This window comes from Gordonia amicalis NBRC 100051 = JCM 11271, assembly GCF_000332995.1.
GTDB classification, from domain to species: Bacteria; Actinomycetota; Actinomycetes; order Mycobacteriales; family Mycobacteriaceae; genus Gordonia; species Gordonia amicalis.
Window position 1 is genome coordinate 131,415 of record NZ_BANS01000016.1, and the last position, 16,922, is coordinate 148,336.

General features: G+C 67.3%; 16 protein-coding genes and 2 pseudogenes. 14 read left to right on the forward strand and 4 right to left on the reverse strand.

Annotated features, from left to right (window positions below; translation table 11 throughout):
• Window positions 1-163: 163 nt before the first annotated feature.
• The 6 genes and pseudogenes from GOAMI_RS09015 to GOAMI_RS09040 form a co-directional block, all read left to right on the forward strand.
• A pseudogene (locus GOAMI_RS09015) lies at window positions 164-841 on the forward strand (TauD/TfdA dioxygenase family protein); the annotation flags it as partial.
• 147 nt (window positions 842-988) lie between these two features.
• A complete protein-coding gene (locus tag GOAMI_RS09020; RefSeq protein WP_006436169.1) occupies window positions 989-1,390 on the forward strand; it encodes an ArsR/SmtB family transcription factor in 402 nt (133 codons plus the stop codon).
• Window positions 1,387-1,881: an SRPBCC family protein gene (locus GOAMI_RS09025; protein ID WP_006436170.1), complete on the forward strand. Its 495-nt coding sequence runs from the start codon at window positions 1,387-1,389 to the stop codon at window positions 1,879-1,881. Before GOAMI_RS09020 ends, GOAMI_RS09025 begins: the two co-directional genes overlap by 4 nt.
• A 4-nt stretch (window positions 1,882-1,885) precedes the next feature.
• Entirely contained in the window at window positions 1,886-2,449 is a 564-nt protein-coding gene (locus GOAMI_RS09030; RefSeq protein ID WP_006436171.1) for a DinB family protein, read from the forward strand.
• A gap of 441 nt (window positions 2,450-2,890) precedes the next feature.
• Window positions 2,891-4,336 carry a sigma 54-interacting transcriptional regulator gene (locus GOAMI_RS09035; protein ID WP_006436172.1) on the forward strand — a complete coding sequence of 482 codons (1,446 nt, stop codon included), beginning with the start codon at window positions 2,891-2,893 and terminating at the stop codon, window positions 4,334-4,336.
• Window positions 4,337-4,346: 10 nt separating this feature from the next.
• Complete coding sequence (locus GOAMI_RS09040) at window positions 4,347-6,353, forward strand: vWA domain-containing protein (protein ID WP_006436173.1); 2,007 nt, start codon at window positions 4,347-4,349, stop codon at window positions 6,351-6,353.
• Between the two features lie 15 nt (window positions 6,354-6,368).
• Here GOAMI_RS09040 and GOAMI_RS09045 read toward each other — a convergent pair whose 3' ends face one another.
• Window positions 6,369-6,998, reverse strand: a complete 630-nt coding sequence (locus tag GOAMI_RS09045; RefSeq protein WP_006436174.1) for a hypothetical protein — start codon at window positions 6,996-6,998, stop codon at window positions 6,369-6,371.
• Window positions 6,999-7,151: 153 nt separating this feature from the next.
• Between GOAMI_RS09045 and GOAMI_RS09050 the strand changes: the two genes are divergently transcribed.
• Window positions 7,152-7,790, forward strand: coding sequence for a DUF1707 SHOCT-like domain-containing protein (locus GOAMI_RS09050; protein WP_006436175.1), 639 nt, complete (start codon window positions 7,152-7,154; stop codon window positions 7,788-7,790).
• A gap of 24 nt (window positions 7,791-7,814) precedes the next feature.
• Here the strand turns inward: GOAMI_RS09050 and GOAMI_RS09055 are convergent, their stop codons facing one another.
• Complete coding sequence (locus tag GOAMI_RS09055; protein WP_006436176.1) at window positions 7,815-8,750, reverse strand: AEC family transporter; 936 nt, start codon at window positions 8,748-8,750, stop codon at window positions 7,815-7,817.
• A 61-nt stretch (window positions 8,751-8,811) separates the two neighbouring features.
• Here GOAMI_RS09055 and GOAMI_RS09060 point away from each other — a divergent pair, with 61 nt between their 5' ends.
• The 4 genes from GOAMI_RS09060 to GOAMI_RS09075 all read left to right on the forward strand — a co-directional run bounded on the left by GOAMI_RS09060 (window position 8,812) and on the right by GOAMI_RS09075 (window position 11,767).
• Window positions 8,812-9,552, forward strand: a complete 741-nt coding sequence (locus tag GOAMI_RS09060; protein ID WP_006436177.1) for a DUF4190 domain-containing protein — start codon at window positions 8,812-8,814, stop codon at window positions 9,550-9,552.
• 91 nt (window positions 9,553-9,643) lie between these two features.
• Complete coding sequence (locus GOAMI_RS09065; RefSeq protein WP_247603106.1) at window positions 9,644-10,684, forward strand: DUF4190 domain-containing protein; 1,041 nt, start codon at window positions 9,644-9,646, stop codon at window positions 10,682-10,684.
• A gap of 178 nt (window positions 10,685-10,862) precedes the next feature.
• Complete coding sequence (gene rpmF / locus GOAMI_RS09070) at window positions 10,863-11,036, forward strand: 50S ribosomal protein L32 (protein WP_005193867.1); 174 nt, start codon at window positions 10,863-10,865, stop codon at window positions 11,034-11,036.
• A 122-nt stretch (window positions 11,037-11,158) separates the two neighbouring features.
• Entirely contained in the window at window positions 11,159-11,767 is a 609-nt protein-coding gene (locus tag GOAMI_RS09075) for a trimeric intracellular cation channel family protein (RefSeq protein ID WP_006436181.1), read from the forward strand.
• Between the two features lie 101 nt (window positions 11,768-11,868).
• On the opposite strand, the gene GOAMI_RS09080 is transcribed toward GOAMI_RS09075, so the two are convergent.
• Complete coding sequence (locus GOAMI_RS09080) at window positions 11,869-12,792, reverse strand: type IV toxin-antitoxin system AbiEi family antitoxin (RefSeq protein WP_024500000.1); 924 nt, start codon at window positions 12,790-12,792, stop codon at window positions 11,869-11,871.
• A 121-nt stretch (window positions 12,793-12,913) separates the two neighbouring features.
• Window positions 12,914-13,631 (reverse strand): annotated as a pseudogene (locus GOAMI_RS09085) (SDR family oxidoreductase).
• A 193-nt stretch (window positions 13,632-13,824) separates the two neighbouring features.
• Here GOAMI_RS09085 and GOAMI_RS09090 point away from each other — a divergent pair.
• The 3 genes from GOAMI_RS09090 to GOAMI_RS09100 all read left to right on the forward strand — a co-directional run bounded on the left by GOAMI_RS09090 (window position 13,825) and on the right by GOAMI_RS09100 (window position 16,816).
• Complete coding sequence (locus GOAMI_RS09090) at window positions 13,825-14,748, forward strand: AurF N-oxygenase family protein (RefSeq protein WP_006436185.1); 924 nt, start codon at window positions 13,825-13,827, stop codon at window positions 14,746-14,748.
• On the forward strand, window positions 14,748-16,364 hold the full coding sequence (locus GOAMI_RS09095) for an FAD-dependent oxidoreductase (RefSeq protein ID WP_006436186.1): 1,617 nt from the start codon (window positions 14,748-14,750) through the stop codon (window positions 16,362-16,364). The genes GOAMI_RS09090 and GOAMI_RS09095 overlap by 1 nt, the downstream gene beginning before the upstream one ends.
• Window positions 16,365-16,465: 101 nt before the next feature.
• Window positions 16,466-16,816 (forward strand): DUF2834 domain-containing protein, encoded by a 351-nt coding sequence (locus GOAMI_RS09100; protein WP_006436187.1) that lies wholly within the window; start codon window positions 16,466-16,468, stop codon window positions 16,814-16,816.
• Window positions 16,817-16,922: the final 106 nt, after the last annotated feature.

Here is a 16,922-nt window from a genome sequence, read left to right on the forward strand (position 1 = left end):
TCTCGTCGGCGGGCGACTACACAGGACGGGTGTCCGTTTCCGCACTGCCTGCCCCGCACCGCGACTGCTCGTCGAGCATGTCGTGTCCCGGGCCGGCGGCCGGAACGGAGTCGATGCGTCTGATGACGATCCACTCGATGAACTGGTCCGACGGGTCCCACCAATCGAGTTCGGAAACCGGTTGGGCGACCTGACGTTCGGCCACCCGGTGTGGGATTCCGGCGACGTCCCGGACGAGGTGTACGAACTCGACAGCGCCGACAACGGATTCGCCGACGTCTGGCACACCGACATGACGTTCATGCCGCGACCGCCGATGGGTTCGATCCTGCGTCCGGTCGTGTTGCCGCGCAACGGCGGCGACACCAACTGGGCCGACGCCGAACTCGCGTATCTGTCGCTGTCCGAGCCGATCCGACGCCTCGTCGACGGTCTGACCGCGGTGCACGACGGCAGTCGCGAGTTCGGCTACTACCTCAAACAGCGCCGCGACGGGCGCGGAAACACCTGGGACGGCAAGGAAGTCACCGAACTCGTACCGGTGAGCCATCCGGTGGTGCGGGTGCATCCGGAGACCGGCCGCAAGTCGCTGTTCGTCAACCCGGGTTTCACCTCGCACATCGAGGGCGTGTCGGAGGCCGAGAGTCGCGGCATCCTCGACCTGCTCTACGCGCACATCACCAAGCCCGAGCACATCGTCCGCCACCGCTGGCGTCTGGGTGATCTCGTGCTGTGGGACAACCGCAACACGCTGCACTACGCCAACCGCGACTACGGCGACAACCGCAGCGTGATGCACCGCATCACGCTGCGCGGCGACGCTCCGGTCGGGCCGGCCTGAGGCGACCTTCGAGATCCGTATGACGTTGTGCCCGGAATCCGGGCACAACGTCATACGGATACTTTTGCCCTCGTATTCAACCAAGGGGTTGACAACAGCGCTCCGCGGGAGCATCGTCGTATTCAACTAATCGGTTGAGGAGGACGAATGGCCGACGAGCTGTCCAAGGTGTTCGCCGCACTCGCGGACCCGACCCGCCGCGACATGGTCGCGCGACTGGCGGTCTCCGACGCGACGGTCAGCCAGCTCGCCGAGCCGTACGACGTCAGCATCCAGGCGGTCTCCAAGCACCTGAAGGTGCTCGAGGATGCCGGCCTGGTGACCCGAACCCGAGAGGCCCAGAAACGTCCGGTCCATCTGGAAGCCGAGGTGTTCGACCTCATGACCAAGTGGATCGAGCGGTACCGACGGCGGGCGGAAGAGCGCTACCAGCGACTCGACGTACTGCTCGCCGAGATGAACGACGGACCCGAGGCGGAACGTCCCGAGGGTCAGAACGACAAGATAACCGATAACGACACGACAACGAGGAAAGGAAAGGCGTCATGAGCACCACACAGACCCGCTATCCCGAGGCCGCCATCGAAGCCGACAAGGAGGTCCCGATCATCCGGATCACCCGCGACTTCCGTGGCACCCCAGCCCAGCTGATGAAGGCGCACACCGATCCCGATCTGTTCGTCCGCTGGATCGGCCCCGACGCCATCACCAGCCGGATCCTCGAATGGGATGTGCGCGACGGCGGCAGCTGGCGCTATGTCTCGACCCACGAGGGTCAGGAGTTCGGCTTCCGCGGCTGCTTCCACACCGTGGGTGAGGACAAGATCGTGCAGACCTTCACCTTCCTCGGGATGCCCGACCAGGTGTCGCTGGAGACGCTGTGGTTCGAGGACCTCGGCGACGGCACGACGCGCCTGCATGCCCAATCCCTGTGCGACAGTTTCGAAGCCCGCGACGGCTGGCTCGCGTCGGGCATGGAGGTCGGCGTCAACGAGGGGTATGCCGCCCTCGACCGGCTGCTCGAGTCCGGCGAGCTGTAGAACCATGGCACTGGCAGAACTCGACGCCGCAGACCGGCACCGTGCGGTCGCGGCCGGATTCGCCGACGTGATCGCCGACGTCTCCGACTGGGAGGCGCCGACACCGGTCGACGGCTGGGTCGCGCGCGATGTCGTGGCCCACCTCGTCGACTGGTTCACCGGGTTCCTCGACGCCGGGGGCGTGCGGTTGCCGGGCGGGCCCGCGGTCGCCGACGACCCGGCGGCGGCCTGGTCGGCGCATGCGGCAGCGGTGCAAGAACTGCTCGACGGGCCGTCGGCGCGGGAGACCTTCGCCCACCCGATGGCGGGGGAGCACCGCCTCGCCGACGCGGTCGACCGGTTCTACACCGCCGACGTCTTCATGCACACCTGGGACCTCGCCCGGTCGCAGGGCGCGACCCCCGACCTCGACACCGCCTATGCGCAGGTGCTGCTCGACGGGATGATCCCCATCGACGAGTTGCTCCGGAGCTCGGGTCAGTACGGACCCGCCGTCGACGTGCCCGCCGACGCCGACTCCGTCAGCCGCCTGATGGGCTTCGTCGGCCGGGACCCCACTGCCGGCTGAGCCGGTTCCGAGCGTAGCGAGGCGTTGTCCTGCCGGCTGAGCCGGTTCCGAGCGTAGCGAGGCACCGCGTCGAAGCCCCAGCCCCGCTGCCCCTCGAGACGCCCTTCGGAGGCTCCGGGCTCCTCGGGGAGCAGGGGGTGCTTCGTCGGGCGCGACCCCTCTGCCGGCTGAGCCGGTTCCGAGCGTAGCGAGGCGCCGCGTCGAAGCCCCAGCCCCGCTGCCCCTCGAGACGCCCTCCGCAGGCTCCGGGCTCCTCGGGGAGCAGGGGGGTGCTCCCTCGGCCGCGACCCCTCCGCCGGCTGAGCCGGTTCCGAGCGTAGCGAGGCACCGCGTCGAAGCCCCCTCTGCCGGCTGAGCCGGTTCCGAGCGTAGCGAGGCACCGCGTCGAAGCTCCTGGGTGACCACCCGACAGTGCGCACGCACATCACAACTCGGAGTAGCGTGGATCACGTGCCAGAGGACAATTTCACCACCCATGGTTCTCAGTCGACCGAAACCCGCCATCCTTCACCCCGCACCCTGGGTGAACTGCGTGCCAGCGGCCATGTGCAGCGCAGTGTGCGCGACGAGATCCGCAACAATCTGCTGACCGCGCTCCGCGAGAGTCGCGACCCGTGGCCGGGGATCGTCGGCTTCGAGGCCACCGTCATCCCCCAGCTCGAGCGCGCGCTCATCGCAGGTCACGACGTCGTGATGCTCGGCGAGCGCGGACAGGGCAAGACCCGCATCCTGCGCACCCTCGTCGGGCTCCTCGACGAGTGGACGCCGGTGATCGCCGGATCAGAGCTCGGCGAGCACCCGTACGAGCCGATCACCCCCGCGTCGATCCGCAAGGCCGCGAACCTGCTCGACGATCTGCCGATCGAATGGCGTCACCGCTCGCAGCGCTACAGCGAGAAGCTCGCCACCCCCGACACCTCGGTGGCCGACCTCGTCGGCGACATCGACCCGATGAAGGTGGCCGAGGGTCGCAGTCTGGGCGATCCGGAGACCATCCACTTCGGCCTCATCCCGCGTGCACATCGCGGGATCGTCGCGATCAACGAGTTGCCGGATCTGGCCGAGCGCATCCAGGTCTCGATGCTCAACGTGATGGAGGAGCGCGACATCCAGGTCCGCGGCTACACACTGCGGCTCCCGCTCGACGTGCTCGTGATGGCGAGTGCGAACCCGGAGGACTACACCAACCGCGGTCGCATCATCACTCCGCTGAAGGACCGCTTCGGCGCCGAGATCCGCACGCACTACCCGCTCGAACTCGACGACGAGGTCGCCGTCATCGAGCAGGAGGCCGACCTCACCGCGAGTGTCCCGACCTTCATCGTCGAGATCCTGGCGCGGTTCACCCGTTACGCCCGCGACCACCCGTCCATCGACCAGCGTTCGGGTGTCTCGGCCCGCTTCTCGATCGCCGGGGCCGAAACCGTTGCCGCCGCGGCACTTCACCGCGCGACGGTCACCGGCGAGGACCAGGCGGTCGCGCGTGTCGTCGATCTCGAGTCGGTGGTCGAGGTGCTGCGCGGCAAGATCGAGTTCGAGTCCGGCGAGGAGGGGCGCGAGCTGGAGATCCTCGAGCACCTCATGCGCAAGTCCGTCGCCGACACCGTCCGCGCACATCTCGGCGGAATCGACATGGCGGCGCTCGTCGACGCCCTCGAGAACGGTGAGCCGGTCGTGACCGGTGACCGCGTGCGGGCTGTCGACTTCCTGGGCTCGATCCCGTCCCCGGAGACAACCGGGAATGTGCTCGACGCGATCGCCGAGCGCCTCGAGGCCGACATCGAAGGCGAGCGGGCGAGTGCCGTCGAGTTGGCACTCGAGGGTCTGTTCCTGGCGCGTCGGATCGGCAAGGAAGCCGACGAGGCGGGCCAGACCATCTACGGCTGAGGAGAACACATTGGCGCGCAAGAGCTTCCATCGTTCGCGCTACCAGCGGTACACCGGTGGGCCCGACCCGCTCGCCCCGCCTGTCGACCTGCGTGAGGCGCTGGAGACGATCGGCGACGACGTCATGGCCGGTGCGTCGCCGCAGCGTGCCCTGCGGGAGTTGCTGCGCCGGGGCACCCCGAACATGCGCGGCCTCGACAAGCTCCGGGAACAGGTCAACCGGCGTCGGCAGGAGCTGCTGAAGAAGCGCAACCTCGACGGCACGTTCGCCGAGATCCGCGAGCTCCTCGACCGCGCCGTCCTCGAGGAGCGCAAGCAACTCGCCCGCGATCTCGACGACGACGCGCGCTTCGCGGAGATGCAGATCGGCAGCCTCCCGCCGTCGACCGCGCAGGCCGTCGAAGAGCTGTCGGAGTACAACTGGCGCAGCCCCCAGGCCCGGGAGGACTACGAGAAGATCAAGGACCTCCTCGGCCGCGAGCTGCTCGATCAGCGGTTCGCCGGAATGAAGGAGGCGCTCGAAGGCGCCACCGAGGCCGACCGGCAGCGGGTCTCGGACATGCTCAAAGATCTCAACGAGCTGCTCGAGGCGCACAACCGCGGTGAGGACACGTCGGAGATGTTCGACGAGTTCATGGACGCCCATGGCGACTTCTTCCCGGAGAATCCGCGCAACACCGAAGAACTCATCGACTCGCTGGCCCAGCGTGCCGCCGCGGCGCAGCAGTTCTACAACTCGCTCACCCCGGAGCAGCAGGCCGAGCTGGACCAGCTGGCGCAGCAGGCATTCGGTTCGCCGGACCTGATGAGTCAACTCGCGCAGATGGATTCACAACTCCGCGCGGCGCGGCCCGGGCTGGACTGGGACAACGCGCAGTCGTTCTCGGGGGACCAGCCGATGGGACTGGGGGAGGGTGCCGAGGCGCTCCGCGACATCTCCGAACTGGAAGCGTTGTCCGAGCAGTTGTCCCAGCAGTACGCCGGAGCGCAGATGGACGACATCGACCTCGACGCTCTCGCACGGCAACTCGGCGACGAGGCGGCGGTCGACGCGCGGATGCTCGCCGAACTCGAGAAAGCGCTGTCGGAGGAGGGGTTCTTCGACCGTGCCGCGGACGGGCAACTCCGGTTGAGTCCCAAGGCGATGCGGCAACTCGGGCAGTCGATCTTCCGTGACATCGCCGAGCAGTTGTCGGGACGTCGAGGCGATCGTCAGACCCGGCGCACCGGTCTGCTCGGTGAGCCGACCGGCGCCAGCCGCGAATGGGAGTTCGGCGACACCGACCCCTGGGATGTCACCCGAACGGTGTCAAATGCGGTGTTGCGCACTGTCTCCGAGACCACCGAGCCGTCGCTGGCGACGTCGGAGATGGCGCGGTCCGGAGTGCGGATCGACGTCCGCGACGTCGAGGTCGCGGAGACCGAGAGCCGCACCCAGGCGGCGGTCGTGCTGCTCGTCGACACCTCGTTCTCCATGGAGATGGAGGGTCGCTGGACACCGATGAAGCGCACCGCGATCGCGTTGAACCACCTGATCTCGACCCGCTTCCGCAGCGACGAACTACATCTCATCGCCTTCGGCCGCTACGCGAGGTCCATCGACATCGCGGAACTGACCGGACTGCAACCACGGATGGAGCAGGGCACCAACCTGCACCACGCGCTGTTGCTGGCGCAGCGGCACCTGCGTCGCTTCCCGAACGCACAACCGGTGGTCCTGGTGGTCACCGACGGCGAACCCACCGCGCATCTCGACCCCAGTGGTGAACCGTTCTTCTTCTACCCGCCGCACCCGCAGACGATCGCGTTGACCGTGCGCGAGCTCGACCACGTCGCCCGGCTCGGCGCGCAGGTCACGTTCTTCCGTCTCGGTGAGGACCCAGGCCTGGCCCACTTCATGGACCAGATCGCGCGCCGGATCGGCGGTCGCGTCGTGGCACCGGACGTCGACGGCCTCGGCGCCGCCGTGGTCGGGGACTACCTGAAGTCCCGGAAGGGTCGTCGTCGACGCGGCTGACCGGCGGGCGCCGGCTCAGGCCGTGCGCGGCCTACGTCCGGCGATGGCCCACAGCACGATCCCGATCAGCAGGAGGACGGCGCCGAATCCGCCACCGAAGACGGCCAGGAGAACCCCGCCGACACCACTGAAGATGCCGCCGAGGTCGATCGTGGCGACCACGACGCGGTCGCTGCAGAGGAACGAATAGGTTCCCGCCTCGACCACCTCGTAGGAGTCGAAGGACCGCACCTGGGTGCCGTCGTAGGGGAATTCGGCCGTCACGTCGGTACCGCGTTCGAGTGCCGCCGGTCCGGTGATCTCACAGGAGGGCGTCGCGGCGGTGTTGTCGGGGCGGAAGAGGGCGAAGGTGTCCCCGGCGTCGTATCGGTGCTCGGCCCGTGGGTCGACGACGAAGGCCTGGTCCGCCTGATCGACCACCTGGCTGATCCCGCTGACGGCCAGCACCACGCCGACCGCGACCGATGCGACGAGGATCACGACACCGACGGCGGTGAGGATCTTGCCCCAGAGTCGCATCCCGGTCCGGTCCTTGGGGGGCGCGGGCGGCGGGTAACCGCCGTACCCGTACGGGCCGGGCTGGTTCGGGCCGGGCTGATATGGATTCGGCGCGCCGGACGAACCGGGATCGTAGGGCTGGCCCATGGGTCGCCTCCGGTGTAGGTCGGGCGGGTGTCCGTCCGGGGTGAGTGAATTATGCCCCACATGCGTCGGGCGGTGGGCGGATCGTCGTCGGGGTCGGCTCAGGGTCGAAATCAGGGTGGTCTGACTGCGGTGCGGCCACTAGGGTTTCCAGACGTGACCTCTTCCGGCGATCTCCCCGCACCCGACGATCGGCGGGCGCGTCTGCGTGCCGCCGACGCCGACCGGGAACTGGTGCACGAAATCCTGTCCGCAGCCATGGCTCACGGCAGCCTCTCGCCCGTCGAGTACGAGGAGCGTGCGGGAAAAGCCATGATGGCCAAGACCTTCGGCGATCTCGACGAGTTGACCGATGACCTCCCGATCGCGCAGCTCGGCGTGGCGATGCCGGCGCCGTCGATGTCGCCGGGCCCCCGGGTGACCGGTGGGAGTTCCGATGCGGCGGTGCGCCATCGCCTGGCCATCATGTCCGGTAGCGAATTGTCGGGGACCGCGGTGGTGGCCGACGCCCTCACCGCGACGGCGATCATGGGGGCCGTCGAGATCGACCTGCGCGAGGTCGAGTTCACCGCACCGGTTCTCACCATCCAGTGCATCGCGATCATGGGCGGCGTCGAGATCAGGGCCCCCGAGGGCGTGACCGTCGAGATCGGCGGCCTCGGGATCATGGGCGGCTTCGGCGGGAAGTCGCAGAAGTCGCCACGGCCGGGTGCGCCGGTCGTGCGCGTGACCGGGCTCGCGCTGATGGGCGGCGTCGAGGTGAAGGTCGTGCCGCGCGAAGATCCCGACGTGTGACCGAGCCCGCGCGGTCAGCGGTCATCAGGCGAGAAGCAGGGCGATGACGGCGATGGCCGGGATCGACGCGAGTGTGGTGATCAGCGCGGTGTCCCGCGCCAGGATCTGCCCGCGCCGGTAGCGGGTGGCGTAGACGAGGACGTTCTGCGCGGTCGGCAGTGCGGCGATCACGACCTGGGCGAACAGTGCCTCACCGGTCTGGCCGAATCCCCACCGCGCGATCGCGTACACCGTCAGCGGCATCACGACCATCTTCAGTGCCGCGGCGAGCGCGATGTCGCGGCGCGGGCTCTCACCCTTCTTGAACACCTGGACGCCGGTCAGCGACAGACCGAAGGCCAGCAGCGCCGCCGGCACCGATGCGTCACCGAGCATCTTCAGCGGTGACATCACTGCCGCGGGTGGCATCACACCGAGCACCGACACGAACAGCCCGGCGATGCCGCCGACGACGATCGGGTTGGTGATCGGGGCGATGAGCGAATCACGGACGATCGAGGTCTCGGTGTTCCGTTCGAGGGCGGTGAGGTCGAGGGCCAACAGTGCCATCGGGGAGTAGATGACGATCTGGAACAGAAGCAGTGGCGCGATGAACGACGCGTCGTCGAGGACGAAGATCGCAATCGGGAGGCCGAGATTGACGCTGTTGACATACGACGACGAGAGCGCGCCGATCACGAGTTCCGGGACTGGGCGTCGTAACCACAGCTTGGCGATCACGAGGTAGATGACGCCCATGAGCATCGCGCTACCACCGGCGATCACCAGCGTCGAGGAGAAGACGACCGACAGGTCCGTGGTGACCAGCGAATGGAACAGCAGCGCCGGGGTGAAGACGAAGAACACCAAGCGGGACAGGACTTCATGTGCGTGATCGCCGATCACATGCGTCCGCCCGAGGAGATAGCCGACCCCGACTACTATGAAGATCACCGTGAAGCCGGAGATGACGCCAGACACCGCTCGAGTCTATTCATTAGGGTGATGAACGGATTTATCGGATCGAACGAGGGGGTTACGGGTGTCATATCCACCGGGACAGGGCTCGGGCCAGGGCCAGGACGACTGGGGGACGGTGCCGAGCCCCGGGGCGGCGGACGGATCGGGAGGGTCGCGCCCGAACCTGAACAAGGGTGACCAGGGTCAGGGTTCCCCGGACTACGCGCCGACCGAGTTCGGTCAGACATACCAACCGGGACCTTCCTCCGATCCGCAGGGTCAGAATCCGCAGGGTCAGAATCCGTACGGACAGAACCCGTATGGGCAGAACCCCTATGGCCAGAACTCATACGGACAGAACCCGTACGGCCAGGACCAGAATCCGTACGGTCAGCCGCCGGGGACGGGCTACGGCCAGTACAGCGATCCCTACCAGGCCGGGCAGGCGCCCGCTTACGGATCGGCCGCCTACGGTGCCCAGAATCCTTACGGCGCTGCGCCTTACGGAGGTTACGGTTACGGCGCTCCGCAGAAGAGCACCAACGGCAAGGCGATCGGCGCACTCATCTGCGGCATCGTCGCCCTGGTCATGCTTGCCGCGTGCTTCCCGCTCGCGCTGCCCCTCGGAATCGCGGGTGTCGTCCTCGGCTTCATGTCGCGGCGTGAGGTGGAGCAGTCGGCCGGAAACCAGACCGGTGCCGGCATGGGCCTCGCCGGCATCATCACCGGCGCATTGGGAATCCTCGGCGCGATCGTGTGGATCGTGCTGTTCATCATCCTGATCGCGGCCGGCAACTCGACGGACTCGGTCTACTACTACTGAACGAATTTCGGCCGATCTGAGCTTGCGATCGTCGACTTCTGCCCAGTTCGAGGCGTTTTCTCACTACTCTGTGACCTGCGCAGCCATGTGCATGAACGATCCTCGCGCCGCGACGACGCACGGCTTGGAAGGGCACCTGATGTCGAACCCGACCGGAGGCGGGGATCCGCGCGATCCGTCCTCCACACCCCAGTCCCCGTCGGATCAGGTACCGCCGGATTCGGCACCCGACCCGAATCCTTCTCCGGGGGAGCCGACGCAGAAGGTGTCGGCCGCAGAGCTCCTCGGCGAATCCGGCGATCGCCCAGCAGGTTCGGAGGAGACGACCGAGCCGGTGCCCTCGACGCCGGACACCCGCTCGCCCGACACCTCGACACCCCTGACCTCGACGCCGGGCCCCGGTCCGGAAGGCACGTCGGTGCCGCAGTCGCACAGCCCGGCCGACGGTGTCACCCGCGTCATCAGCACTGGTGGCGCACGTGCCGGGGGTGCACCTCAGGGTCATACCGCGCCGCCCGCACCGCCCGGTCCGCCACCGTCGGGGTACGACTCGACACGCGTGATCTCGACCCGCCCTCCGGGTGGTCCCGGTGGGCCGGGTGGACCTCCGCAACCGGGTTACGGCCCGCCGCCGGGTTACGGCCGGCAGGGTCCGGGGCAGCAGGGGCCGGGGCAGCAGAATCACCGGCAGCCGGCGCCGCCCGGGTACGGACCGCAGGGGACCCCGCCCGGCTACGGCGGGGCCTACGGACAGCCCGGTCAGCCGGCGCCAGGAGGTCGGCCCGGGTACGGTCCGTCACCTCAGCAGCAGGCGCCCGCGGGGCCGCCGCCCGGACAGCATGCGTTCGGCGATGATCCTCGGCCCGGCCTGACCCCCAAGACGAATACGCTTGCGGTGGCTGCGCTGGTCGCCTCGCTGCTCGGTCTCGTGTGTGTCGGCATCGGCGGCCTGGTCGGACTCGTACTCGGCGTGGTGGCGCGCAGACAGATCGCGGCGTCAGGCGGTGGGCAGACCGGCGACGGCCTCGCGCTGACGGCCATCGTCATCGGCTTGTTCATCGTCGTCATGTGGGTGGCGTACGGGCTGGTCGTCGCGTTCACGGGAGTGGAAAGTCCCTGGTCGTACATCTGACGCGGATCTGCGGAGCGTCGTACGGATGACCATTTTGGAGCTGGGCGGTCCCGCCAGGTAGTCTGGTCGGGTTGTGTGCCGCGCCCGCGGGGGCCGATAGGCGCACTGACTCGGGTCGATCGGTGACGCGCAGCGTTGCCGGCGGCCACGCAGACCACAGTAGGAGAAGGGCTCAACCATGGCTGTACCGAAGCGCCGGATGTCGCGGGCGAACACCCGTAGCCGTCGTTCGCAGTGGAAGGCGGAAAACCCCGCACTGCAGGAAGAAAAGGTCAACGGCGTCCCCGTGCGGATTCCGCGTCGACTCGTGAAGGCCGCTCGCGCGGGCATCATCGATCTGGATCGTCGCTAGCCTTTTCCCGGTTGCCGCCTCGGCACCGCGATTTCTACACGGACGGCCGTCCCCGGTTTACCGGGGGCGGCCATTCGTATGCCGTCGGCGGACCGGCGTCCTGGTCGTGAGGAGGGTCTGAGGTGCTTCTCGACGTGCTGAACTTCGCGGGTGTCGCGGTGTTCGCGGCCTCCGGTGCGATGGTCGGTGTCCGCAAGGACTTCGACATGTGGGGCATCGTGACCGTCGGAGTGCTCACCGGCGCCGGTGGCGGGGTCCTGCGGGACGTCCTGCTCGGCATCACCCCACCCTCGTCGGTCCAGGGCTTCGGCAACGCGCTGACCGGCACGATCGCCAGTCTGCTCGTCTTCGCCTTCCATCCGGCCTTCACGAAACTGCGCCGGTCGATCCTCGTCCTCGACGCCTTCGGGATGGGCCTGTTCGCGACGACCGGGGCGTCGATCGCCGTGGACGTCGGAGCGAGCGCGTTCGCCGCCACCGCCGTCGGACTCATGACCGCAATCGGCGGCGGCGTCCTGCGGGATGTGATCTCCAACGAGATCCCGCTGCTCCTCCAGCCCGCGGACCTCTATGCGATCCCCGCGCTGCTCGGCGCCACGATCGTCGCGGTCGGTTCCTACCACACCCCCGTCCCGCACTGGGTCTGGCTGACGGTCGGGTCGGTCCTCGCCACCGGTCTGCGTCTGCTCGGACTGAAGTTCGGGTGGCGACTCCCGACGGCCCGGCACTGACCGCCGCCTCGCAGACCCACCCACCCCGCAAACCCACCACTTTTCCAGATATCCACCCCATTGTCGGGTGGTGGAAATCTGGAAAAAGGGTGGGTTTCCGGTCACTCGACGCCGGCGGATCGAAGCGCTTTCTTGATCTGCGCGTAGAAAGCGGCCTTGTCGGCGAGGTCCTGCCATGTCCACCGCACGACGGTGTACCCCTGCGCACGCAGCTTGTCCTCACGGACCTTCTCGTCGACGACGGTCTTCCAAGCCGGATCATCACCGACTGTGCCGTTGTACTTGATCATTCCGTCGAACTCGCCGACCACCCTGTTCGCCAGCAAGAAGTCGACGCGAGCAATGAACTTGCCGTGGTCGTCGACGATCTCCACCTGCTGCTGGGGCACGGGTAGGTCAGGAGACTCGAGCATGATTGCGCGACTGAGGGACTCGCCGACGCTTTCCGATGACGCGTTCGCGTGCGGCAGCGTGCGGCGGAGCATCTCGACCCCCTTGAATCCTCGGCACGAGTCGAGGATCTGCCGCAATCGTTCCGGTCTGGCGTCGCGTCGGAGCGCGGCGTCGAGCACCGCGAGGGCCTGTCGATCGGTACCCAGGCGGGCGACATCGCACGCCGTGCGTTCGATGGATGTCACCGTCACCCCGTCGACGACCTCGATGTCCTGCGGCTCGACGACGGCCTGATGCCGGACGATCTTCGCCGCCCGCTTCCCGACCTTCGGCGACGTGACGTGAACGTGTGACAGTTGGGGCCAGAGCACCGGCAACCGGTGGATGGCAGCCGCGGAGACGTGGCTGAACAGTCGGCCCGGGCGTCCTGCGCTCGCGGCGGCGATGACGGTCAACCGGTGCTTCTCGATGGCGTCGAGTTCGTTGACCGTGGTGAAGTCGGTCATCGCGCCCGGCCAGAGACGGTACAGCGCTTTGCCTGTGACCATCCGCTGCAATGTGTCGTCGGTGGTGTGAGTGCCGACGGTGTCACTTCTGAGGATCAGTCCGTGCCGGTCGTTGGGTAGCTCCATGTGAATGAGACGCACGGGCGCCCGGTTTGGACCCACCTCCTGACAAATTCACCCTTTTTCCAGATTTCCACCCCCTTCTCGGGTGGTGGAAATCTGGAAAAAGGGTGGGTTTGCGGGGCGGCTACTGCGCGATGAACTTGTTGACGGTCCGGTTCAGGAAGTTCGGGATGAACTTGGCGGCATTGCCGAGGAAGAGGGTCTGGGCACCGACGGAGTAGCTGGTGCGGTGCAGCAGCTTGTCCTGGCGCGTGGGATGCACGGATTCCCAGACCTTGTCGGCGACCTGGTCGGGCGTGATGCCGATGCCCAGGGTCTTCGTGGACTTCGCGTCGTCGGCGGCCAGCGCGGTCTTCGCCCACAGCGGCCAGATGCTGACGACCCGGATGTCGTCGTGCTCCCACTCGAGTTCGAGGGCCTCGGTCAGTCCGCCGACGAAGAACTTGGTGGCGGAGTAGACCGCGATTCCGGGCTGGCCGTAGATCGCCGACGCCGACCCGATGTTCACCAGGTGCGCGCCCGGGGTCTTCTTCAGGTACGGGTGGGCGGCTTGTGCGCCCAGGGCGACACCGAGTGCGTCGATGTCGATCTGCCGCTTGATCTGCTCGGGCGTGATGGAGTCGATCCTGCCCGCGTGCAGGATGCCGGCGTTGTTGTCCAGGACGTCGAGGGTGCCACCGGTGTGCGAGGTGAACTCGGCCAGCGCGTCGGCCCACTGCTCCGGTTCACGGACGTCGAGCGTGCCCGTGATCCAGTCGGGATGGTCGGCCTCGACCTTCGCGAGGGCGTCGGTATCGACGTCGTAGCCCGGCCGCTCCGCCGGTGATGAAGATGGATGACATGCGTACTCCTACGGGGTGGTCGGTAGCGGCTTTGGTGGCGCTGACCTGCAAGAAGGCTGTCCAGCACCGAACTTACCGGCCAGTATATTCGTTGATTCGTTTACCGGGTCACAGTGCGGTGCTATCTTGACAACACACATTGTCATTACATCGATCATTGTCATGATCGACGTCGACCGGGAGGGGAGTTCGCATGACGGCCGCGATGGAACGAACCGAGAACGTCATCAGCATGCGAGACCAGGGCACCGAGGAGGTGTCAGCGCGTCTGCTGGCGTCGGCCGCCCGCCTCTCGCGCAATGCGATGACCGAGATCGACTGGTCCAAGCCGATGGACCCGACCAAGTACGGCTGCAGTCCGGAGTGGTCGTCGCTGTACGGCACCGACTACTGGGACGAACTCACCGAGGAGCAGCGGATCTCGGTGACGCGCCACGAGTTCGCGTCGATCATGAACATCGGGATCTGGTTCGAGATGATCCTGCAGGAGATGGTGATCCGCGATCAGTACCTCGGCGACTACCACGGCTCCGAATTCCAGTTCGCGCTGACCGAGATCGCCGACGAGTGCCGACATTCGCTCATGTTCGCCAAGGCGTCGGAGAAGATGGTCGGCGCCTCTTACCGGCCGTCGAAGAAGGTCGCGCGCCTCGGCAAGATCTTCATGCAGACCGCGAAGAACGAGGTCGCCTACGCCGGAATCCTGGTCGCCGAGGAGGTCCTGGACGTTTTCCAGCGTGGCTGCATGCGTGACGACCGCGTCCTCGACTTCATCCGCACGGTCAACGAGATCCACGTCCTCGAGGAATCGCGCCACATGAAGTTCGCGCGCGAAGAGGTGCGCGAATCTCTCGACGGAGTCAGTTGGGCGCGCCGCCAGTTCAGTGCGCTGACCGTAGCGATCGGTGCGTACTACATCGTCACGAGTCTGGTGCAGCGCAAGGCCTTTGCCGACGCCGGCCTCGACGCCGACCGCGCGGTCCGCGAGATGCGCCACAATTCGCACTTCCACTCGATGATCCGTTCGAGCTGCGCCCACCTCATGGAGTTCCTCGACGAGGTCGGCTTGCTCACCAAGCCCGCCATGCGGTACTACCGGAAAGCGCACATGCTCTGATGTTCGTCATCACCCAATCATGTTGCAGTGACGCGGCATGCGTGTCCGTGTGCCCGGTGAACTGCATCCACCCGACACCCGAGGAACGCGGCTTCGGCAGCTCCGACATCCTGCACATCGACCCGCAGGCCTGCATCGACTGCGGTGCCTGTGCCGACGCGTGCCCGGTCGACGCGATCTATCCCGCGGACAAACTCGGCACGCGCGACAAGGTGTTCATCGACATCAACGCCGACTACTACAAGAACAACCCCGACGTCCGGTCGGGGTGGGTGCCGCCGACCGACGACGAGGCGTCCACCGTCACCTACCCGGACATCCCGAAACTGCCTGCCGGCCTGCGGGTTGCCCTGGTCGGCACCGGACCGTCGGGTGGTTATGCGTTGCGTACCCTGCTCGACCGGACCGAGGCGACGGTCACCGTCATCGACAAGCTGCCGACGCCGGGTGGACTCGTCCGTGCCGGCGTGGCACCGGATCATCCGGGCACCAAGGGTGTGCTGCGCGGATTCGACCTGCTCTACCGCGACCCCCGCGTCACCATGCTGACCAACGTGTCCGTCGGCGATGGACCGGACGAGGTCACCCCGGCTGAACTCGCCGAGCATTTCGACGCGGTGTTCTACGCCGTGGGCGCCAGTGAGTCCCGGCGCCTGGGCATTCCGGGTGAGCACCTGCCGGGTTCGACGTCGGCGACCGACCTCGTGGCCTGGTACAACGGCGTGCCCGGCGTCGACGCGGGACCGCCGCTGCGTCGGGGAACCGCCGACGATCCGGCGACGGGCCGCGCGGTCGTCGTCGGCACGGGCAACGTCGCGCTCGACGTCGCCCGCATCCTCGTATCCCCGCCGGAGTTGTTGGCCACCACCGACATCGCCGACCGGGCGCTCGAGATCCTGCGCGAACAGAATGTCCACGAGGTGGTCCTGCTCGGTCGTCGTGATCAGGCCGCGGCCGCCTACACGGCAGCGGAATACCGTGCGCTGTCGGAGATCCCGGGCGTCGAGGTGGAGGTGTTCGACGGAGCGAACGGGCAGGTTCCGTCCTTGCACGAACCCGCTGACCCGTCGCGGCGTCGGATCGTGTTCCTGTTCCACAGCACTCCGGAGGAGATCGTCGGCAATCCGCAGGTGCAGTCGGTGACGGTCCGTACCGGCGAGGGACGGCATCACGTCGCCGCCGACCTCGTCGTGCGCTCGATCGGGTACCGCTCGACCCCGATTCCAGGTCTCGCCTTCGACGACGAGCGCGGCGTCTTCCGCAATGTCGACGGTCGACTGGTCGACGAGTCGGGCGGGATCGTCCCCGGCGGCTACGTGCTGGGCTGGGCCAAGCGCGGCCCCAGCGGCGGGATCGGCGCCAACAAGAAGTGCGCCACCCAAACGGTCGAGGACTTCATCGCCGACGCCGCGTCGGGGAGTCTTCAGCGCACCCGGCGTGCGGCGGGGGAGTTCCCGGCACTGGTGCGCAAGCGGGTGCCGACCGTGATCGGGTACCGCGGAATGCGCGCCATCGACAGGCGAGAACGCCGCCGGGGCATCGAACAGGGTCGCCCTCGTGTGAAGTTCACCCAGGTCGCCGAGATGGTCGGCGCGGCGGGATGGCGGCGTAGCTGACCCTTCGAGACGGCCCTCCGGGCCTCCTCAGGGGGCGGAATGCATCCGCAGCCGCGTCGACCGTGCCACCATCGGGGCACACACCCATCCCAGGAGGCGCGATGATGCACGACGGCTTGAACCAGAAGTGGCGCGAGCGTTCGCTGTTCGCCGTGTTCGTGACTGCGTTGGTCACCCAGAACGCGATTGCGATCCCGTATGTGCAGCGCAACGGCCCGGAGTCGGTGAAGGATTTCTTCGTCGGCGACATCATGAAGACCACGCCGGGTCGTTTCGCGATGGTCGATCTGCTCTTCGTGGTGATCGCCTTCCATCTGTGGGCGTTCGGCGAGGCCAGGCGGCTGCGGATCATGCCGTGGTGGATCGCGTCGGTGGTCCTCACCTTCGGGGTGGGCATCGCGACGGCGATCCCGTTCTTCTTCCTGGCCCGCGAACGCGCGTTACGGCGCTGAGCACACGCCTCCGGGCTGCTCTCCGGCCTTCGGAACGGCCGTGAGAACCAGACAACCCTGCCGTAACACCGAGGCAAGTCGCATTTCACGCGGCGCGCGGATAGTG